The sequence below is a fragment of the Saccharicrinis aurantiacus genome, from assembly GCF_947489045.1.
GTDB classification, from domain to species: domain Bacteria; phylum Bacteroidota; class Bacteroidia; order Bacteroidales; family Marinilabiliaceae; genus Saccharicrinis; species Saccharicrinis aurantiacus.
Genome location: NZ_CANLCN010000026.1, coordinates 34,755 through 56,009 on the forward strand (window position 1 = coordinate 34,755; position 21,255 = coordinate 56,009).

Here is a 21,255-nt window from a genome sequence, read left to right on the forward strand (position 1 = left end):
GTATATTAAAACATTAATCTTACGCGTGCATAAAAATGGGTACCTGCTTGTGGATAATAATAGTTCCACGAGCCCATTTCACCATTCTGGTAATAATTTTGTCCCCAACTATAAGCATTACTTGAATATAAATGATTGAATATATTATTTACAGTTAACTGAACTTCAATCAAATCCATCCACGATGGTTTAAATTGTTGTGTCACTACAGCATTCCAAATTAAATAATCATCAAGCTTATTTATTTCGCTTTCGGTATTATCAAAATATTGTTCGCCCACATATTGACTAATAATTTTTATTGAGTTTCCTTTTATAGGTTCAATGGTAAAAATACTATTTGCTGTTACTGATGGCGAATAAGCAATGGTACTGTTTTTATGCTGTATTAAGGTATCTTTTACAACCGACCAATCATCCTCTACAACTAAGGTAGCCGTTTCGGTAAACTCCTTAATCTTATTCATACTCAAAGTAGTATTCCCATCCCATCGTAAATACGGAAGTATTTTAACGCCTACTTCAATCTCTAAACCAGTTCGGTAACTGTCATCAACATTGGTCATTATATCGTAACCCACATCACTTTTTTCGCCTGTAGGCACAAGCTGATCTTTATATTGCATGTAATAGAAATTCACATTACTAGCAAACTTGGGCGACTTGTATTGGTATCCAATTTCTAAATCATTTAATCGTTCTGACTGCGGCGTAGCGTTTAAATCGCCATTCGCATCCTTAAAGTTAGCGCGAGAGGGTTCTCTGTTGGCTACAGCGTATGAAGCATAGGCTTGATTTTGCTTATTAAAGGTGTAAAAAATACCTGCCTTAGGGTTAAAGAAATTGTAATTATGCGCTTGGTTTAAGGAGGACAAATCATCATCGCTTCCCTTCATGGTATAATTAATACCACGATATTGCATATCTGCATAAATATTTAATTGATCCGTTAAGCTATAATCTACCTTGGCAAAAATATTTCCATCGGTTTTAATGCTATTGTTAAAATACCACTGATCTCCTTTTTCAGAAGCACCTGCATAACGTTGCCAAATAACCTCGCCAAAATGATCACCATCAAAGCGGTTCCATCCTCCACCTAAAGTGAAGTTTGCACGCGATGTATTATAAAGTAGCGAAGCTGTGAAACCATAAAAATCATTCGCCAACCATTTTTGTCTGATTAAATCAGTACTACTCATCTCGCTTCCATCAGGTAATGTCACGTTGGGCAATCCGTAATCCGCATAAGCTTCATCCTCTTTATATTGCTCATAATATCCATCGCCTCGTGTATAAAATGCCGCAGTATTAAGGTGTAGCTTATCGTTTAAATTGGCACTATAAAACAATTGGTAATGTGTTTGAATATAGTTGTCAGTTTGATCTTCGTAGTATTGCTCCTCGCCATTTTCATCCGTATAAACGCCAGCCGGGTTATACCTTCTATCATTTTCAAGGGTTTCCTGATCTATCCCCCACCAGCTAATACCTGTGCGCTGATCACCATGTATAATATTGGCTTTTACAAGACCATTATTCAATTTCATGGTTCCGCTCATATATAAGGATTTGTGATCAGAAAAGGCATGACGGATATAACCATCCGATTGTAAATCGGTATATCTAACATCAAACGAATATTTATCCTTAATTAAGCCAGTACTGGCATTAATACCGTATTTATAGGTATTAAACGAACCCATTGTGGTGCTTATTTCTGCCAATGGCTCTGCATGATAACTGGTGGTATTAAAGTTAACGGTGGCACCAAATGCGGCTGCCCCGTTTGTAGAAGTACCTACTCCGCGTTGTATCTGAACTTCTTCTACCGAAGAAGAGAAATCGGGCATATTTACCCAATATACACCCTGACTTTCAGGATCATTAAGCGGAATACCATTTACCGTAATATTTATACGCGTTGCATCGGTACCCCTAATGCGCATATTGGTATTACCAATACCTATACCTGATTCAGTAGTAGATACAACTGAAGGTGTTAAACTAAGCATAATAGGTATATCGTCTGCAGCGTTGCGCGACTTTAAAACATCTTTGGTAATATTGGTTTTGGCAACTGGCGATTTATCTCCCGCGCGTATTGCCGATACAATTACCTCATCAGTAATCTGATTTTTAGCATCCAACACTATGGGTAAGTTAAGGTCGCCAGTGATACTAAATTCGTTAGAATAGGCTGCATAGCCGATAAACGAAACTGAAACTTTATAGTTTCCGTTCTTCACATTTTTAAAAACATAAGAACCATCGGACTTGGTACTCATACCAAATTTTGTATTCTCTAAAACAATATTGGCGCCTGCCAAAGGCTCGCCCTTAGTATTCGTAATTATTCCGGATAGGGTGTTTTGACTAAATGAATACGCACTAATAATGCAGAATAGCATTAAAAGAATTAAATTTTTCATTCTTAGATGGATTTAAATGTAAGTGATGTACCCTTCAATTTAGTTAGATACATTGAATATTAAAAATAAGTAATTGAGATACTGTAATGGAGAATGCCTGCTAGGCATATACTTTTCCTTGGCAGCATTACCTGCCCAGGTTCAAAGGGTATACTCTCAGCCAATAATGTGGCACCCCATTATAGAAATCGGGTGCGAAAATAAGACCTTAATATCTTATTAGCAAATATTACTAAGAATAATTCTAAATAAGGGGAGTTTATTATTTTCTAAAATTCAATGAATGTAGCTTACCAATTTGCTTCAGTAACTCTAGCGTTTCTAAACCAATATTGTTATGCTCGGCAATGTAAGATGAAAGTGCAACACCATGTATACCAGTCGCAAAAACTTCAGGCAGATCATCTGGAGTGATTCCGCCAATGGCAATAATAGGAGTGGTAATATTTGCCGCTTTACACTGCTCAATTATCGATTGATATCCTTCAGATCCTAGTGTTGCGCTGAGGTTCTTTTTGGTGGTAGTAAATTTATACGGACCTAGGCCAATGTAATCAGCACCCTCTTCGCTCAAGCGTTTTACATCTTCGAAAGTATTTGCTGTGGCACCAATAATTTTAACAGGTCCTAGTATAGCCCTAGCCTCAGAAACACTAATATCATTCTTACCCAAATGCACACCATCCGCATCAATCTTTTCAGCAATATGCACATGATCGTTCACAATAAAAGTAGCTTCGGAATTAATACAAACCTTTAAACATTTAACCGCCTCAGCCGTAATTTCTTCTTCCGAAAGATCTTTTAATCGCAACTGAACCCAACTACCGCCACCTGCACAATATTCGACGGTTTGCTGTTCGGGTGTTTTAGTTCCATCCTGTAAAGTAATAAACTGAAGTTTGCTTATTGGTTTATTCATAATAAATAAGAATTTGCCGCAAATATACTCAATGATTTAGCTTTTGGGAGATTTATACGAATCTATTTATTCTGAAGTTTCTTTAAAGCTCGGCCAAAGCATAAAACGTGCAATGAAATTTTCTCATTGGAAGAAAAAGCATTTTTTGAAGCAATGAAATTTCTTTAAAGCTCCACCAAAGCGTAAAACACGCAATGAAATTTCCTCATTGGAAGAAAAAGCATTTTTTGGAGCAATGAAATTTCTTTAAAGCTTCACCAAAGGCTTGGGCAAGCTTTAAAGAAATTTCACGAGCTCAAAAAAAAGAGTGACCGTGAAATAATTTCACGACCTCAATAAAAAATAGGGGCGTAAAATTTCTTCACGCCAATTTATCAGTGCTGTATTATTGTTCCCAAACCGAACGTAGCGTTTTCAAATAAGCTAATACCTCGTTTATACTTTTAGTTTTCTGATAAAGCTGCCATACTGAGCCAAGGACTGCCACACCGGCAAAACCCAGACTTTTGCATGCTGCAATATGCTGCATGTCAATACCACCTAAGGCAATAATTGATTTCTCTTTGTGATTACTCAGAAAAGCTGCCAATTCTAATTTATCAAAAGCATTTCCGCCGTATCCTTGCTTTGAGATACTTTGGAATATGGGACTAAGGAAATAGTAATTTAAAGATGTATGGCATTCCGTAATTTCATCGTAACTGTGCGTAGATATACTTTTTGAACAATCAATGGCATCATAATACGCAATGGTATGCTTGGTATTTCCTGTAAAGTGAACGCCTTTTAATTGCAACTTCTCTGTTAATTGAGGATGGGTGTGGGTTACAATGTTTTCTCTAATACCCAAGGGAAATTGTAGAAGGTAAGCTTCGGCCTCTTCTTCAGAAAACGAAGGCTTTCGGAAATGAATATCAGCTAGTTTGCTCTCAATAATAGCGCTAATAAGAGCTGCCTCATTTTCAGTTTCATCTGGATTTGTGATTACAATTAGCTTCATGCATTGTTAGTTTTCTGCATCAATAATACAAAAAAAGGATAAGCCTTTAATAGGATTATCCTTCGTTTATATATTGAAGTTGTGAGCTCTAATGCTACTTTTCAACTTTAAGAATCTCTGAAATCATTTTTTCCATACCTGCTTTATCTCTAAAACCCATGGCAGCCTGTGGTTCTCCATTTGTAGGAATAAACACAATGGTTGGTAAACTTTTAATTCCGAAAACAGCTGCTAACTCTTTCTCTTTCTGAGTATCTACCTTAAAAACCTGAATCTTACCCTTGTATTCTTTTTGCAACTCATCCAAAATGGGTGCTAACATTTTACAGGGTCCGCACCAGTCTGCATAAAAATCAAGTATAGCTGGTACATCACCACTGTAACTCCACTCCTTTTGGGTTTCGTAATTGAATACTTCGGTTTTAAAAGATTCTTTATTCAAGTAAATAACACCTTCCTTCTCTCCTTCTCCATTAGCTGCAAACATAACAGTGGCAGAAAATAGAATAGCAGAAAATATAAATAGTACCTTCTTCATAATACTAATTTTCAATTATAATGAAACCTTTAACACGTCGTTAATCGCTTTTATAAAGCTTTCTTTTGGCAATGCACCTTGTGCCATTTGTGGCTGCCCTTCACTTGGTACAAATAATATTGATGGGATGCTTTGTATGCCAAACATACCCGCTAACTCTTTTTGTGCTTCAGTATCTACTTTATAAATATCCACTTTACCTGAAAATTCGGTAGCCAATTCATCTAAAACAGGCGCCACTGCTTTACAAGGCCCACACCAATCTGCGTAAAAGTCGATAATGGCTGGCTTGTCTCCCGAAAAATTCCACTCTTTACTTGCCTCAAAGTCAAAAACTTTAGTTTTAAATGTTTCCTTAGTTAAATGCTCTACCATAATTATATTTTTTAATAATAATGTTACAAATTAAATATCTAATAATCTCAATATCTAGATATCAATAACTGTACCAAAGTCAAATTACTACATTTTTATGCTCAAAGCCATAATAAAGTTGTAATTTTGTCATCCTAATTTCACATTATGGCAGATATTAATGTAAAAAAATATATAGATGGCACTGTTTTTAAAGCCATTGCAAGTGTTGCTCAATTCGAGAAAATAGAAACCTATGTTATAGGGGGCTATGTGCGTGACATATACCTTGATAAACCATCCAAAGATATTGATATTGTTGTGCTAGGCAGTGGTATTGAAATGGCTGAAAAAGTGGCCAAAAAACTAGGTGGTGTAAAAGTTTCGGTATTCCGAAATTATGGAACTGCGATGTTTAAATACCGAGATGTTGAGGTTGAATTTGTTGGTGCGCGTAAGGAATCTTATCAACGCGAATCAAGAAACCCTATTGTTGAAGATGGTACACTTGAGGATGATCAGAACAGACGAGATTTCACAATCAATGCCCTGGCGCTGAGCTTAAACAAAGATAATTACGGCGAACTTGTTGATCCATTTAATGGAATGGAGGATTTAGAAAATGGTATTATTAGAACGCCTCTTGATCCGGAAATAACATTCTCTGATGATCCCTTAAGAATGTTGCGTGCCATTAGATTTGCAACGCGCTTCGGCTTTAAAATTGAAGAGAATACTTTTGCAGGAATTAAAAATAATGTTGAACGCATTGATATTATCTCGAAAGAGCGTATTGTTGATGAGTTGAACAAGATGATTATGGCCGATAAGCCTTCAATGGGCTTTAAGCTTCTTGATATAACGGGTCTACTTGTGAAAATTTTGCCTGAATTTGCGGCCATGAAAGGCGTTGATGAAGTGAATGGCAAAAGACATAAGGATAATTTTTACCATACGCTTGAAGTGCTTGATAGAATTGTACCCAACACGGATGATGTTTGGTTGCGATGGTCGGCTATATTTCACGATATCGCTAAACCTGCGACCAAGCGCTTTGATAAAAAATTAGGTTGGACATTTCATGCCCACAATCACATCGGACAAAAAATGGTGCCGCAAATATTCAAAAGGATGAAATTCCCGATGAATGATAAAATGAAGTTTGTGCAAAAAATGGTTTTCCTACATATGCGCCCTATTGTTTTATCAGAAGATATTGTAAGCGACTCGGCGGTTCGACGATTATTGTTTGATGCGGGCGATGATATAGAATCATTAATGACACTTTGCGAAGCAGATATTACCTCTAAAAACGAAGAAAAAGTGAAGCGCTACATGCGAAACTTTAAAGTGGTGCGTCGCAAGCTAAAGGAAATAGAGGAAAAGGATAAAGTAAGAAACTTTCAGCCTCCGGTTAGTGGTGAGGACATCATGGAAGCTTTTGATATAACTCCGTGTAGAGAGATTGGCGATATAAAAACAGCCATTAAGGATGCTATTTTAGATGGTGACATCGAAAACAATTTTGAACAAGCCTATGAATTGATGAAAGTAAAAGGTCAGGAACTAGGCTTAACTTTGAAGAAAAACTAGGATGAATACTAAATCTGGGGAATTATTTTCTGAAATAGACTACAAATTAAAGGAAGGTAGCGCCTATCCTATAATTATTGCAGACCAATTCAGAACCCCAGAAAACATGGGGCATATCATTCGCTTAGCCGCAAATTTTGCCTGCGCTAAGGTTCTTTTAGTTAAAGAGGATAGTGAAGTACGCCTCAGTAAAATAAAGAAAATAGCCGGAGCAGCATATGGTCAGGTAAACTGGCTGTTTTGTAGCGCACACGAAATTAAAACCCACCTTCCTGACGATTACACTGTTGTTGGAATAGAAACCACTAAAGGCTCTCAGAATATGCACTCTTCTGCCTTGCCTAATAAAATGGCGCTGGTTTTGGGTAACGAAGTTCATGGCATGTCTGAAACGCTTCTTAATATGTGCGAGTCATTTTATCATATTCCCATGCCTGGAGTTATAAAATCGATGAACGTTACACAGGCATGTTGCGCAAGCCTTTATGCTTGGAGCTCACAAAATGTATTAGAAATCTAAACTAAGCATGATGGGTAGGTGATCGCTATAGCCACCATGATACTTATAACCCAAGTAAGTTCGCTTGGGTTTAAAGCCCGAATTTGTTTCATCCTTCTCAAGTAAATAGGGGAAATCAATTATCCTAAAGCTACTTTTCGATTGTAGATTTTCGGACACCAAAAACTGATCGAATAAATACCATGCATGCTTATGTTTTATGCTGCCGTTTTTACTTGAACTTAAATTTACTAGTTCTGCTTTTTGCACCAAGTCCTTTAAACTTTCGTCATCCGGATTATCATTAAAGTCGCCCATAACTACAAACTTAGCATCCGCATCCTTTTTATAAACTTGCTGAATTGACTGAGCCAAAACATTTGCCGCCTTAATTCTTTTTTGATGTGTTTGCATTACACCGCCATATCTGCTAGGCCAATGGTTTATATAAATATGCAAACCTATGGAATCATTAGTTACACCAAAAACATGTAATATATCTCTTGTTGGACGGGCAGGCGCTTCAAAAACAACAGGAATGGCTTCAACAGAATCAATGGTAAACAGATCCTTTTTATACAATAAAGCAACATCAATCCCTCGTAAATCAGGCGATTCAATATGTATAGGAAAGTAATTTACATTTGATAGACCCGTTTTAAATATCAAGTCGTTTAATACGGCTTTATTCTCCACCTCACACATACCAACAAGCATTGGCAAATTAAAACCATCCGATTCAAAGATTACTTGGGCTATATTAAAAAGTTTCTGCTGGTATTTTGAAAAGCTCCAATGACGAACCCCATTGGGTAAAAACTCATCATCTTGCTTTAAAGAATCATTCTTAACATCGAAAAGATTTTCGACGTTGTAAAATAATATATTTCGTTGCTGCGAGTGCAGTAATAAACTGTTACTGCATATAAAAAGAGCTACGAATATGAAAATGCATCTAATTCTCCTCAATTCTTTCGTAAGCTCCCATATCAGGTCCTTGGTCATTTAGGCGGCTTGTATTAAGTATATCTGTTGGGTAATTTTCAGAAATTTCAACATTGGCAGCATCCTTACATATCGACAATGTATCTAACTGATAATTAAATTCTTTTTCTGCAATAAAATTAGGATTTGTATTGGCAATCACATCCTTAAAATGTTCCTCATTGGATATGTCGGTACTTCCTGATTTAATGGCACTACTTTCAAAATAATAATTGTAGGCACTAGCATTGTCACCACCATACTCTTTAAAATCTAAACCAATTTCGTTTGTATTGTTTCCGTATATAATGGAATTATAAAAATTGGCCTCCAACAATGGGTTTATGATTTCTGTTTCATCATCGTCAATGAAATAGTTATTTAGTAGAAGCGCAGGTGTGTTTCTAAAGAAATTTCGAAGAGAAAAGTAATTGGCAATAGTACTGTGGTAGAAGTTATAAGTCCCACCAAATGTTAAGGCCAAAGAATGAATTCCACAATGACCAATTACCAAGTTAGAAGCCGTAATATTTGAGTTTTGAGCAATTAAACCATATTTACTGGCATGATCAATTAAAGTATTATCAATTGCAAATGGCTGATCGTTGCCTAAACCTACTGAGTCAACAACTATTCCCATTATGCTATTCTTAACTTCAGCAAAATTGATTGAGTTATCTTTACTTCCCGGCATAAAATGGATTTTATTCCATTGGCCCGGGGTCTCTTTATAAAATTCTTCTAATCGGTGTCCTTGAAATAATACAGGCTCTTCAAAAGTACCATCAACTTGCATGGAACCAAATACAATTAAACTAGCATCATTATGGAGGTGAATACTTGTTCCTGATTCTATGGTAAGATTTACATTCTCATCAACCACCGCATAATCAAAAATCAAATAAGGTTTCTCATTGGTAAAAGTGGTTGACTCTGTTATATGATGCTTCTTTAACACCTCTACATTCTGACCATATGCTAATAGTTGCACTTGCTGATTCAATGCTCCTGAAACAACAATAATAGAATCGTTAACTACAAAAGGGTTATTAGTTTCATCAGGTTTAATAGTTACATCCACAAAAACATAAAGACTGTCGTTTGCATTTATTCGTAAATTCTCAACTTTATTATCGGCAAAACCATTAATATTTAGTCTAAACTCACTTACATCACCTCCCGCTAATTCTATCTTATCGATAATAAAATCTTCAGGGTGTGGGTTATAAATCTTAAAATTAAGGGTTGCTGAGCCAATCTCAGAAAAAACGGTATCAAACATTAATGTATCCACCGAAAACTCAAAAGCCTTAGCTCCTGTATTGTACGAATACTCCCTTTCACAAGAGAAACCGGCTACAAAGACTGTTAATATGAATAGATACTTAATTATTCGAGTCATAATCTGCTTAGTTTTGAATATTAATGCAAAAGTATAATTTCACATAATATTTCATCTATCTAATTTATGTTTTAGTTCAACTATTTATCAATAAAATAAAAGCTAGTAAGTTGCCTATAAATTAATTTCACAAAAATAACATTTTTTTACAACTTATAACATTTATCTAGTATTTACTACATTAGAGCTAACGTACAATCTTAGTATTTATTTTTTATGTCACTACATAATAATTATCTTTCCAAGCAAATCTAAATTCGAATAACAACATGAGTAACAATTCACATAAACCATATACATTCGACAGGGTAGTTAGAATGGTACTGTCTGTTGCAGTTTTCTTTATAATCTATTATTTATTACAACGATTAAGTAGTGTACTCATTCCCTTTTTAATTGCTGTATTATTGGCTTATTTAATGAACCCTCTTGTGAATTTCCTGCAAAAGAAAGCCCGGTTTAAGTCACGTGGTTTATCTGTACTTGCTTCATTAATAATAGTTTTAGGCACCATTTATTTATTGGTTATTTTGCTGGTACCGCAGTTTATTAATGAAATGACCCGTATGGTTTTTTTAATACGCAACTATCTTCAGGTAGGTGGGGTAGATAAGATATTACCACAGGAGGTAATTGATTGGATTTCGGTTTATATCAACCAAACGGATTTTTCTGATATTCTCAACCCTCAAAATATAGCAGGCTCTCTAAAAAAGATATTTGGCCAAGCTTGGAATATTTTTTCAGGATCGATAAACTTTGCGGTTAGCGTAATCAGTGCATTAATTGTATTGGTTTATTTGGTATTTCTACTAATCGACTTCTCTAAAATATCAAAAGGATGGGTGAATCTTATACCGCCTACTTATAGAAAATCAGTACAGCATGTGTTTGATGATCTATCATCGGCAATGAATATTTACTTTAGAGCCCAAGGTTTAGTTGCTTTAATTGTAGGAATACTGCTAGCAATAGGTTTTAAAATTATTGGCTTACCATTGGCTGTTATGATAGGTCTTTTTATTGGGGCCTTAAATATTGTGCCTTATTTACAAGTAGTTGGTTTTTTTCCGGTAATGCTTCTTGCTTTACTAAAGGCCATGGAATCGAATCAGAGTTTTTGGCAGATATTATTGGCAGCAGCAATTGTTATGGCAATTGTACAAATTATACAAGAAACCATACTTGTTCCTAAAATAATGGGCCGTGTTTACGGAATGCATCCAGCTATAATATTACTCTCACTTTCGATATGGGGTAGCCTACTTGGGCTTCTTGGTATGTTAGTGGCATTGCCTCTTACAACACTGTTGTTTTCGTACTACAACCGTTTTGTACTGCAAAAAGATATTGATGAAGAAGAAGGTGCGGATATATTCTCAGATAAAAACTTTGAATAAAACTAAAAAGAGCAGCCATGGGAAAATGGCTGCTCTCTGAAGATTTAATAACTTGTTTAAAACAAGTTATCAAACAATATTATTTAGTTCCACTCAGTAAAACCAGTCCATTCGAATAACTCTTGTGGATTAGGACAACCTGCATTTGAATCACTTTCAGTAACAGTTGCATCACCTTCAACAGGCATTCTTACGCCATCTTCACCATAAGTAGCATCATCAAAAGTAACATCCTCAACAGTATAAGTAATTGATGATGAAGCTAAACCATCACCACGTCCATCTTGAAAATCAATTAATACATCACAGTCACCGTTCTTTAATAAGATGTTTTCAAGAGTTGCTTTAGCTCCACGACGAATTTTAACTAATTCACGTAAACCTTTTGCACCATCAGGAGTATTAGAGAAACGTTCTGTTTCTGAGTTATTAATAATTGTAACATTTTTCATAACAAAGTCAGATTGACCTACATGATCAGGACCATTTCCATCCATGTTTCCATCAGCTTCAATACCACGAGGATCAGCCTCTGTAGAGTGAAAACCTTTTGTCCAGATACCGTAAGCATTCTCTAATGTACCACTCCAACCTTCAGTAACATCAAACATATCATCATCTTGATTTACAACTAAAAGGTTTTTGATATCAACAGTTCCACCAAACCACTCAACAGCATCATCAGCACCGTAAGGAATGTAAATGTTTTCAATAGTAGTACCATTACCAACACCATTTAATGTTAAACCATTATGCTCAACATCAGCAGATGAACGTGCTCCAGTATACATTAACTTCATATAAGTAATAGAACCAGAATTATCGTTAGCATCAGTACCACCATATATTACATTGGCATCTACTTCTGCGCGATTTGTTGTTCCTTCAGTAACACCAGAAATTGGAGCATACCCATTGATGTGTAATCCACCCCAATCAGCAGCTTTTGGGTTTGCAGCATTAGAAGTTAATGTTACAGGTTCTGCTGCCGTACCATTAATAAATATTTTACCTCCTTGCTCAACCATAATATAGCTATAGAAACTTGGTTCAGCTTTTATTGTAGTACCTGCAGGAATTGTTAATTTACCTCCATCACTAATACGTAATGTACCTTTAAGGATGTATTCAACAGACGCATCTAATATTGAGTCATTTTTAATTTCTCCTATTAACTCATTTTCTGCTGTTGGCTCTCCACCACCATTTGTGTTGTCATCATCATTACATGCAGCAAAAAGAGTTGCTACAACTGCTAGTCCTAAATAAAACTTTTTCATTTTCTGTTACTGTTTTTGATTTAAATTATAATCGTTTATTAAAATATTCTTCTGCAAATAAAGGTCAAATAACGCTATATTATGTTAAGCTACTAAAAAGTATATGTTAAGCCTATGCTAAGTGAACTTCCCTTTTTATACTCCTCTAATTCTATTCTTTGCCCAGTATTTTCAATAGTTCTGTAATATTCAAATTCTGGATTCAAGGCATTCAACAACTTAACAGAAACACCAATATGTTTATTTATTTTTCCTGTTACTGCAAAGTCTAATGTTGGAATACCTTTTTCCATTAAAGTTGGCATACCATCGTATCCGATGGAGTATACTCTATCACTGAAGTAGTTAAAAAGAGCTGTAGCCGTAATTGAACTATTATTCTTTTTATATGTGTATGATAAATCGGTATTAACTATATAAGGGGCAGCGCCTTCAAGCTGTGAGTTGGGGTCTGTTGGCTGAGAACCTGGGTCAACCCTTAATTTTACATTGGTATATATATACGATGCATTTAAACCCCATGTTAATTTATGGGACTTACCAATTTCGCTTTCGTTGTTATACAAAAGGTTCTTCTTCATTTCAAATTCGATACCTGCTGCTGTAGCCATATCTCCAACGTTATCATATAATAGAAAACCTCCTGCATTATTTGAACTGTATCGTGCTATCGGATCTTGGATGTGTTTATAAAAACCTGCTATAGAGATAATCTCTCCCGCTGACAAATAGTAATCCCACTTGGCATCAAGGTTATTATTAGTAGCAGGCTGTAGGTTTGGATTACCACGCTCTTTAAATGTCATCCCGATATATTCGAAAGGAGCAAGTTCTTTAGATTGAGGCATAGTGTATGTTCTACTGGCACCAAATCGTAAAGCATGTTTATCGTTAATACTATACTTTAAGTTTGCACTTGGTAGTATAAATAAGTTTTGACTACCGTTGGTTTCACGTCCGTGCAAAGTCCCGTCATCAGCAACACTACCTGCGAAATCAACAAAGATATCAACGTAATCAACTCTAATTCCGGCCATACCAACAAGTTTAGAGTTAAACTCATGTACTCCATTAACAAGTCCAGAATGAACATATTTATTAACATCGTAGATGGAATTAATACGCTCTAGAAAGATTTCACCCTCATTAAATCGTTGTTCATTATATATATAATCAAACGACACATCCTCTTTAGAGTTAAATACAATAGTCTCAACATTCTGTAGTCGCATCTCATATTGTACCGCATCAAAACTATCGGCTACGAGACGATTTGTGTATCCGAAGGATAGCTGCGATAATTTATCAGAGTTTTCGTTTAAATCCAGATCAAACATCATTCGCATGTTTAAATCACTACTATTTAAAACCGAAAAATACCTTTGGTTCATACCTTTTCGGGTATAGGTCTGATATTGCCCATCATCGAGATATAAAAAGTTAATTCTACGATCTGGTTCGTTACTATTAATTGAGTTATAGGCAAGTCCTGCATTAAGTTTCAAGTTATGAGTCAAATTAAAACTACCATAAAGTTGATTCACCATTAATAGGTTATCATTGACTTGCTGACGATGAAGTAATAAGGAGTCACGTGCAGCTCCTGACTGAAGCGCATCATTATCGTAACCTTCAAACTCAGCAAAATACTGGCTATTGGTATGTACTAATAGAATATTGTATGCGATATTGTTTCCATTCAACCACTGGTAATCAAGATTACCCATAACCATATGGTTAGTATTAATATCATACTTGTCGAATGATAAATCTTTATCTACTGTACCATCGTTAATCATTGATCTTTGAGCGCCTTCTTGATTTGATAAAGACGAACTATAAGAGGTAGCAATAAACATTGATAGGTCGTTATCATTAATTTTTACTTTTTTCCCAGCCGATATTCCTAAACTTTGATTAAATCGATAATCAACTGCCGATGGGTCAAGGTTATTCTGAAAATCGAAGCTTGTTGGATGTGTTCCTGTTGGGCCACTATAATTATTGGCAAAGCCAAAACTATTCACTCCATCAGCTTTCATAAAATTACCGTCTAAAACTTGAGCATTCGCACCTCCAGAAACACTAATGGCAACTTCCTGATCGCTTTGTAATATTTTGGTTTTAATATCAATGTTAGCTCCACCAACATCCCCTGTGGTTGTTGAAGAGAAAACTTTATCTACACTAACGCTTTGAATGATATCTGAAGGAAACATATCCAAAGCAATATTCTTATAACTAGGATCTTCAGATGGCATTGGAAAACCATTTAAGGTGGTTGAGTTTGTTCTGTCTCCTAAACCACGTACAAAAACATTTTTTACGCCATCTTGCTTCGAAACCCCTGATATTTTTGTTACAGCACCTTCGGCATCACTAACACCTTTTCGAGATAACTCCTGTGCACCAATTGCTTGAGCTGCAATAACTGCATTTTTCTGCTCCATTAGAAGCATGTTTTCAGATTCTCTGTTGGCTTTAGCTACAACTTGTACTTCATCAATATCCATTGTAGCTGCGGATAATTGAATGTTAACTGTTTTTACTTCTCCGTTACTAATAGTTACGTTATTAATTAATATCGGATCGTATGAAATAAACTGTGCTCTTACATTATAAGTACCATCAGATAATGGAGGGAGTTCATACTCTCCCATAAAATTTGTGATTGTACCAATTGTAGTGCCATCAATCACAACTGCCGCTCCTACTAATTCTTCACCCGTTTGTTTATCGGTAATAATACCTTTTATTATTCCGTTTTGGGCCGACATAACAATACTCCATCCCAAGAGTACCGTTAATAACAATAATTTGTTTTTCATTTTCAATTTGAGTTTGTAATATTCTGTCTGATATTTTTATTAAATCTTCACACGAATAGATGCCATAATTATTCCTAAAAATGTTAGAATATGTAAATTGACAGTTTAGCAAGAGTAGGTTGATATATAGTTAACATTAGATTATGTTAATACATAATTCCACTAAAGAAGAGATCTTTATAATGTTAATAAATTACGGATACTGCGTAATAGAGCCCTGAATAAAACTAACTATAGAATCACATCAGCAAAACCAAAACCTTAATGAGTGTTAAAATTTAACACCTTTTTAAAGCTCATCTCAACTCAAGTTACTTTTGGCATGATAAACTTTAAGAACATTGTTGATTAAAATTAAGCCTATAAATAGTCTTCACTTAGCAGGTAGAAAAATACCCCCTTTATAGACGTTTATCTGTTTCTCCATTTAGTGCGATAATAAGTTGCTTTGTAAAAAGAATATATAGTTAACGAATTTCTTACCACTTAAAATTTCTATAAATATGAAAAGAATTCTACTTGGCGGAGCTCTACTATTAGCAATTGTTAATGGAGCTAGTGCTCAAACTAAAGTAACTTTCTCTCCCAAGATACAAAGGCATTTAGGAGATGTTTCTGAAATAGATAGAGCCAAATATTTTAATTTACACTCCACAAAATCGGATACAGAGTTAGATCAGTTCTATGAAGATTACAATGTGATGAAAACACGTGGCTTTTGGGGAGCTTTCTCAGATAGTAAAACAGATCCGGGTGTATTTCCGCCTGAAGAGGCACATCTAAATCCAGGAATAGAAAGACAAGTAGTCAAAAATTATATTCAAACAGAACACCCTAGTACCACTTATGTTTATGATATTGATGCTGTAGAAGCTGGTAGATGGGCAGCTCAATACTATATGAATAAAGTTTCTAACGGCTCAGTTGCTGAGTATTTTGAGCCTATGAATGAACCATTCGTTCATGCTTGGGAGTATATCCCTGAAGGAAGTGGTGTAACACAAACAACCATTAAGGAACAAATGTCTGAGGTGTTCAGCGAAGTTGGTAAAGCAATACATGCTACACCTGAACTTAAAAACATGAAAATAATTGGTTACTCATCGGCATGGCCAGAAATGGAAAAATCTGATTTTGGCCACTGGGATGATAATCAAAAGCTCTTTATGGATATCGCAGGTGAAAATATGGATGGTTTTGCAACACACCTTTATGATGGTACAAATGTAACAGGCAGTCCTGTTCAACGTTCCGGTTCTAATAGCGAGGCTGTTTTGGATTTGATTGAAACTTACAGCTGGATAAAATGGGGAACTGTTAAACCACACGCATTATCTGAGTATGGAGGTATTTTTAAAGGAACTGATGAAGGTGGTATTTACCCAGCAGGATGGGATGATGGCAAAGCTGTACAATCGGTTCGTTCAAATAACCACCTATTATTTAATTTCTTAAACAGAGAGAATGACCTGTTGATATCTGTACCATTTAACACGGATAAATCAGAATGGCATTACAATAATAATGGATATACACCATATGGAGCAGTTACCCTTCGCCCTACTGACGAATATATGGGTAAGCCAATCACTAATGCAACCGAATGGATGTACACACCCAAAATTACCTTTTACGATTTATGGAAAGACTTTGAAGGTAAAAGAGCATTGGTAAAAACAATGAATCCTGATATTCAAACACACGCATTAGTTGATGGCAACCGTTTTCAATTAGCCCTAAATAACCTGGGCGATGAAGAAGAAAATATTTACTTAGATAATTTCGATGGTTTTAACATCGCTGGTGGCCTTAGTCAAGTTGTGAAAAAATCACTTAAAATATACTGGATAGAAAAGGCAGGTGATCCAATTAAACCTCATGAATATTCAGAAACAACACTAAGTGAGAATCCAACCAATGTTATACTTTTACCTGGAGAAACTGTTATTTTGGAATATTATTTCAACAATACTCTAGAACAAGATAACCATATAAGAACATCAAAATACTATTGCGAAAACCATATAGTACAAATTGACGGAGAAAAATCTTTTACGTTTAACAATGTTGAAACAAACTTAAATGGGGGTTATGCTTATATCAGAATGTCAATTGGTAGAACGCATGATAAAAGTAAAAAACCAAGCGTTACGCTAAACGGAAGCAATGTAACTGTACCTGATAATTGGGCAGGATATGACCAAGAAGCTCGTGAAACATTCTTTGGAATGATTGAAATACCGGTGCCAATTGATTTAATTGCCGAGGGAGAAAATGTTGTAACAATAAACTTTTCAGATAATGGTGGACAAATTAGCTCTGTAGTTCTTCAAGTCGACTTATTAGATGAGCAATCAAATGTTAAAGTAGATGAAGATAAACTATCAGAAGTCACTATATATCCAACAGTACTCACACATAATACGCTGAATATTAATATGAGTAGAAACGGGGTTTTTAATCAATTAGATATTCTGTCATTAAATGGCTCAATCGTTTATAGTCAAGCTATTAATAATGATGATACCAAACTTACTTTAACTAATATTAATTTTCCCAAGGGACTATATATTGTGCGATTAAAAGGTGTAAGGGCATTTTATACCAATAAGATAATTCTACAATAAGAGTAGTTTTAGTTTTTTTTACCACCATCTATTAATTTAGGTGGTGGTTTTTTATTTAAAAATACTGAGGCATAAAAACCCCCTCCTTGCCAAACAATTATCACCTCCTTGTTATCAGATAATTCTAGTAATTTGCCTCTATAAATAATTATCCATGATATTATTAAAAAGCAAATACCTATTCATAAGCTTATTACTAGCTTTTATTTTAATAGGTAATATAAATGCAGAAAACAAAAAACTGCCTTATGGTTACCGAAACTCTCAACGTTCGAAAGAATGCATTAATACCAACTGGCGATTTCATTTAGGCGATCCTGAAGCTAAGTTTTATGAAACAAGTACTAACGACAGTAATTGGGAAATGGTTAGTGTACCTCACACTTTAAAACCAACCTCCTTAACCCTCGATTTATGTGAAGATAGTAAAGAACAACCTACCTTCCACCGAACGGTAGGATGGTACCGCCGCGATATTAAAGTTAGCAGCAATTCCGATAAAAAAGTATTTCTCGAATTTGAAGGAGCGCATCAAGTTACCAACCTTTGGGTTAATGGCAAGCATGTTGGTGAGTTTGCAGTAACTGGATATACGCCTTTTCACTTCGATATAAGCAATTTCGTGAATCGTGGGGCAAGTAATCAAATTACCCTAATGGTTGACAACCGTCGCAACGAGAACATTCCACCAGACCCAGGACCTTTTGATTACGTTAAATTTAGTGGACTATACCGCGATGTTTATCTGGTTGAAACCGATAAAGTACATATTACTTTTAACTGGGAAGCATTAAAAGCAGGTATAAATATAACCACTCCTACTGTTGATGTAGTGAATAAAAATGCGGTTATCGATATTAAAACCGTAGTGAAAAATGAAAACTCTACCTCTAGAAAATGCGAGGTGATTCAACGCATCATTAATAACGAGGGAATAGTAGTTTTAAAACTTAAAGCAGAAGAAACCATTGAAGCTGGCCGTGAATTTGAGTTTAATCAGATTGGTAGCATAGAGGATGATGTACAGTTTTGGGATGTTGACAATCCTTACTTATACCGTGTAAATACCGAGGTGCTTATTGATGGAAAAAGCATTGACTGCCTTGAAAATAGACTAGGAATTCGCTCTTTTCGCTTAGATAATGAATTAGGATTCATACTTAATGGTAAACCTATAACGCTAGTTGGCTTTAATCGCCATCAACATTATGCCTATCTAGGCGATGCGTTACCAAATTCTCTCCATAAAAAAGATATGCTGCAATTCAAGCAACTTGGATTTAACGTAATGAGAACGGCGCACTATCCTCACGATAATGCTATTATGGAAGCATGTGATGAGTTAGGAATTTTAGTTTATGAGGAAGCTCCAACATGGACTACAATGAATGCTACAGAAAAATGGTTTGATAATTTAGAACTATCTGCGCGCATGATGGTGCGTAATCATCGCAATCATCCATCAATTGTAATATGGGGAGCTGGTATTAATCATCGTGGTTATGTACCTCAAATTCATTGCGCTATTAAACAAGAAGATCCAGTAAGACTAACAGCCTCACAAGGGGCAAGATGGACCGGATGGCAAGCCTCTGGTTTAACTGACATTAATGCAAATATGCTATATGGCCCATTCATCTGGGACAGATCAGAACCGATGTTTGCAATGGAAGGTCATCATGGACCAGCAACAGTGGCCGTACATAAACGCGATCCAAAAATGGCAGGTATCATCTCCTGGACGGCTCATGCCTATTATACATTTCACCCTACTCACCCCAAATACAAAAGCATGAAAGATAGAACCCGAAGTGGCGCTATGACAATCTTTCGCCAACCTAAAAAAGGATTACTTTGGTATCCATCAGAGATGTGTGAAGAACCTTATTTACACATCGAAGAGGGCTGGACTCCAAATGTAAAGGAGCTCAATATTTATAGTAATGCCGATGAGATTGAATTATTTCTTAATGGAAAATCATTTATGAAGCAAAAACCATCAAGTGATACAAGCTATATTGGTTTAGATCATCCTCCTTATTTATTTAAGATAGATAATTATAAAAAAGGAAAACTTAAGGCTATAGGTTATAAAAACGGGAATGAGTTTGTCACTCAAACTATACAAACTCCATTAAAACCACATCACTTAAATTTAGTTTTAGATACTTTAAACCGAAAGTTCGAAGCTGATGGATCTGATATATTAGTTGCTTATGCACAAGTCTTAGACAAAAATGGAACTCTTGTTAGAGATTCTGTTGGAGAGGTAGAATTTAGCATTTCAGGGCCAGCAAAAATTTATGGCGATAACGCAAACATAAATGCTAACCCAATGTTCATTGAGAACGGTGAAGCTCCTGTTTTAATACAGGCTGACACTAATACTGGGAAAATCACAATCTCTGCAAAAAGTAAGGGCTTAAAAACTGCAAAAGCAACAGTTATTTCTACCCCCAAAGAAAACGATATGATAATTGCGAATGCACAACCAATTTACGATTTTGAAAACATCAAAGTGGATTTAGGTGCAAACGACCAATTAATTCAATTCGGATGGACACCTTGGAACAGTGAGGACAATAAACCTTCCTCAAAAGATTTGGATATATTTGGTGGAATCAAAGCAAACATACGCACAGCATCAAATAATGGTGTAATTCGCTGGTTGGGAGAAATGAATGTCATTGGCAAGTATGGTTTTACATATGGCGAAGGTGTTATGGCTATAGATGAAAAAGGTTTAGAACTAAGTTTTACAAATATTCCGAAAGGCACATATAAGCTAAATACCATTCATCATGCGCCAAAAACAAACTCTGATTTAATGGATACAAATGTCGACAAATTAAAATCAGCTCGTATCACATCAATGCCGTATGCTAATAAAATAAGCATCAGTGTTAATGATGAACTCTACTCTACTGTAGAACCAACAAATGGTAAAAATATGCAATTTGACAGAGTTGCAGAATCTACCACTATATTTACATCCGATGGTATTAACCCGGTTACAATAACTTTTAAAGATGCAGAAACAAACAAAGGTATTTGGTTAAACGCATTTACTTTAAGTAGTTGGAAAGATAAATAACATATTGCTTACAACGAGACTATCTCAAGATAAGATGGTCTCGTTTTTTTAGCTCCAAATATAAATCACTACCTACAAGATTAATATCACAAAGGATGCTAGTTCAATCCCTCACACAAGAACTATTCAAGCAGTAATATAATAAAGATTCGAAAGTCCACTTTAAAGCACAAAAAAAAGCCTCACAGAGTATCTGCAAGGCTTACCATTATTGATGTATTCTATGTACCGAGAGGCGGGCTTGAACCGCCGACCTCATGATTATGAATCATGCGCTCTAACCAGCTGAGCTACCTCGGCAT

14 protein-coding genes and 1 tRNA gene are annotated in these 21,255 nt (G+C 35.5%); 5 read left to right on the forward strand and 10 right to left on the reverse strand.

The window, feature by feature from the left end; all coding sequences use genetic code 11:
- Positions 1–5: 5 nt before the first annotated feature.
- The 5 genes from QMO11_RS20010 to trxA (QMO11_RS20030) form a co-directional block, all read right to left on the reverse strand.
- Positions 6–2,432, reverse strand: a complete 2,427-nt coding sequence (locus QMO11_RS20010) for a TonB-dependent receptor (RefSeq protein WP_282039588.1) — start codon at positions 2,430–2,432, stop codon at positions 6–8.
- A 262-nt stretch (positions 2,433–2,694) separates the two neighbouring features.
- A complete protein-coding gene (locus tag QMO11_RS20015; protein ID WP_282039589.1) occupies positions 2,695–3,354 on the reverse strand; it encodes a thiamine phosphate synthase in 660 nt (219 codons plus the stop codon).
- A gap of 385 nt (positions 3,355–3,739) precedes the next feature.
- Entirely contained in the window at positions 3,740–4,354 is a 615-nt protein-coding gene (locus tag QMO11_RS20020) for a thiamine phosphate synthase (protein WP_282039590.1), read from the reverse strand.
- A 94-nt stretch (positions 4,355–4,448) separates the two neighbouring features.
- On the reverse strand, positions 4,449–4,892 hold the full coding sequence (trxA, locus tag QMO11_RS20025; protein ID WP_282039592.1) for a thioredoxin: 444 nt from the start codon (positions 4,890–4,892) through the stop codon (positions 4,449–4,451).
- 15 nt (positions 4,893–4,907) lie between these two features.
- On the reverse strand, positions 4,908–5,267 hold the full coding sequence (gene trxA / locus QMO11_RS20030) for a thioredoxin (protein WP_068471731.1): 360 nt from the start codon (positions 5,265–5,267) through the stop codon (positions 4,908–4,910).
- 147 nt (positions 5,268–5,414) lie between these two features.
- Here trxA (QMO11_RS20030) and QMO11_RS20035 point away from each other — a divergent pair, with 147 nt between their 5' ends.
- Positions 5,415–6,839, forward strand: coding sequence for a CCA tRNA nucleotidyltransferase (locus QMO11_RS20035; RefSeq protein WP_068471730.1), 1,425 nt, complete (start codon positions 5,415–5,417; stop codon positions 6,837–6,839).
- Position 6,840: 1 nt separating this feature from the next.
- Positions 6,841–7,359, forward strand: a complete 519-nt coding sequence (locus QMO11_RS20040; protein ID WP_282039594.1) for a TrmH family RNA methyltransferase — start codon at positions 6,841–6,843, stop codon at positions 7,357–7,359.
- Here QMO11_RS20040 and QMO11_RS20045 read toward each other — a convergent pair.
- Together QMO11_RS20045 and QMO11_RS20050 are read right to left on the reverse strand one after the other, a co-directional pair.
- Positions 7,348–8,343 carry an endonuclease/exonuclease/phosphatase family protein gene (locus tag QMO11_RS20045; protein ID WP_282039595.1) on the reverse strand — a complete coding sequence of 332 codons (996 nt, stop codon included), beginning with the start codon at positions 8,341–8,343 and terminating at the stop codon, positions 7,348–7,350. The two genes, QMO11_RS20040 and QMO11_RS20045, sit on opposite strands and share 12 nt — an antisense overlap.
- Positions 8,294–9,724, reverse strand: a complete 1,431-nt coding sequence (locus QMO11_RS20050) for a hypothetical protein (RefSeq protein ID WP_282039597.1) — start codon at positions 9,722–9,724, stop codon at positions 8,294–8,296. The genes QMO11_RS20045 and QMO11_RS20050 overlap by 50 nt, the downstream gene beginning before the upstream one ends.
- A gap of 269 nt (positions 9,725–9,993) precedes the next feature.
- Here QMO11_RS20050 and QMO11_RS20055 point away from each other — a divergent pair, with 269 nt between their 5' ends.
- Positions 9,994–11,124, forward strand: a complete 1,131-nt coding sequence (locus QMO11_RS20055; protein ID WP_068471728.1) for an AI-2E family transporter — start codon at positions 9,994–9,996, stop codon at positions 11,122–11,124.
- An 83-nt stretch (positions 11,125–11,207) separates the two neighbouring features.
- Here QMO11_RS20055 and QMO11_RS20060 read toward each other — a convergent pair whose 3' ends face one another.
- Positions 11,208–12,404, reverse strand: a complete 1,197-nt coding sequence (locus QMO11_RS20060; RefSeq protein ID WP_282039600.1) for a hypothetical protein — start codon at positions 12,402–12,404, stop codon at positions 11,208–11,210.
- 92 nt (positions 12,405–12,496) lie between these two features.
- On the reverse strand, positions 12,497–15,232 hold the full coding sequence (locus tag QMO11_RS20065) for a TonB-dependent receptor (protein ID WP_282039602.1): 2,736 nt from the start codon (positions 15,230–15,232) through the stop codon (positions 12,497–12,499).
- 503 nt (positions 15,233–15,735) lie between these two features.
- Here QMO11_RS20065 and QMO11_RS20070 point away from each other — a divergent pair.
- Both QMO11_RS20070 and QMO11_RS20075 read left to right on the forward strand, forming a co-directional pair.
- A complete protein-coding gene (locus QMO11_RS20070; protein ID WP_282039603.1) occupies positions 15,736–17,859 on the forward strand; it encodes a hypothetical protein in 2,124 nt (707 codons plus the stop codon).
- A gap of 154 nt (positions 17,860–18,013) precedes the next feature.
- Positions 18,014–20,953: a glycoside hydrolase family 2 protein gene (locus QMO11_RS20075; RefSeq protein WP_282039605.1), complete on the forward strand. Its 2,940-nt coding sequence runs from the start codon at positions 18,014–18,016 to the stop codon at positions 20,951–20,953.
- A gap of 226 nt (positions 20,954–21,179) precedes the next feature.
- Here QMO11_RS20075 and QMO11_RS20080 read toward each other — a convergent pair.
- Positions 21,180–21,253 (reverse strand) — tRNA-Met (locus QMO11_RS20080).
- Positions 21,254–21,255: the final 2 nt, after the last annotated feature.

What these genes read in the sequence shown, in the direction of transcription:
- QMO11_RS20010 (WP_282039588.1), bottom strand. Translation starts at nt 2,432, where the DNA reads ATGAAAAATTTAATTCTTTTAATGCTATTCTGCATTATTAGTGCGTAT.
- QMO11_RS20035 (WP_068471730.1), top strand. Translation starts at nt 5,415, where the DNA reads ATGGCAGATATTAATGTAAAAAAATATATAGATGGCACTGTTTTTAAA.
- QMO11_RS20060 (WP_282039600.1), bottom strand. Translation starts at nt 12,404, where the DNA reads ATGAAAAAGTTTTATTTAGGACTAGCAGTTGTAGCAACTCTTTTTGCT.
- QMO11_RS20065 (WP_282039602.1), bottom strand. Translation starts at nt 15,232, where the DNA reads ATGAAAAACAAATTATTGTTATTAACGGTACTCTTGGGATGGAGTATT.
- QMO11_RS20070 (WP_282039603.1), top strand. Translation starts at nt 15,736, where the DNA reads ATGAAAAGAATTCTACTTGGCGGAGCTCTACTATTAGCAATTGTTAAT.
- trxA (WP_282039592.1), bottom strand. Translation starts at nt 4,892, where the DNA reads ATGAAGAAGGTACTATTTATATTTTCTGCTATTCTATTTTCTGCCACT.
- QMO11_RS20015 (WP_282039589.1), bottom strand. Translation starts at nt 3,354, where the DNA reads ATGAATAAACCAATAAGCAAACTTCAGTTTATTACTTTACAGGATGGA.
- QMO11_RS20020 (WP_282039590.1), bottom strand. Translation starts at nt 4,354, where the DNA reads ATGAAGCTAATTGTAATCACAAATCCAGATGAAACTGAAAATGAGGCA.
- QMO11_RS20055 (WP_068471728.1), top strand. Translation starts at nt 9,994, where the DNA reads ATGAGTAACAATTCACATAAACCATATACATTCGACAGGGTAGTTAGA.
- QMO11_RS20075 (WP_282039605.1), top strand. Translation starts at nt 18,014, where the DNA reads ATGATATTATTAAAAAGCAAATACCTATTCATAAGCTTATTACTAGCT.
- QMO11_RS20040 (WP_282039594.1), top strand. Translation starts at nt 6,841, where the DNA reads ATGAATACTAAATCTGGGGAATTATTTTCTGAAATAGACTACAAATTA.
- QMO11_RS20050 (WP_282039597.1), bottom strand. Translation starts at nt 9,724, where the DNA reads ATGACTCGAATAATTAAGTATCTATTCATATTAACAGTCTTTGTAGCC.
- QMO11_RS20045 (WP_282039595.1), bottom strand. Translation starts at nt 8,343, where the DNA reads ATGACCAAGGACCTGATATGGGAGCTTACGAAAGAATTGAGGAGAATT.
- trxA (WP_068471731.1), bottom strand. Translation starts at nt 5,267, where the DNA reads ATGGTAGAGCATTTAACTAAGGAAACATTTAAAACTAAAGTTTTTGAC.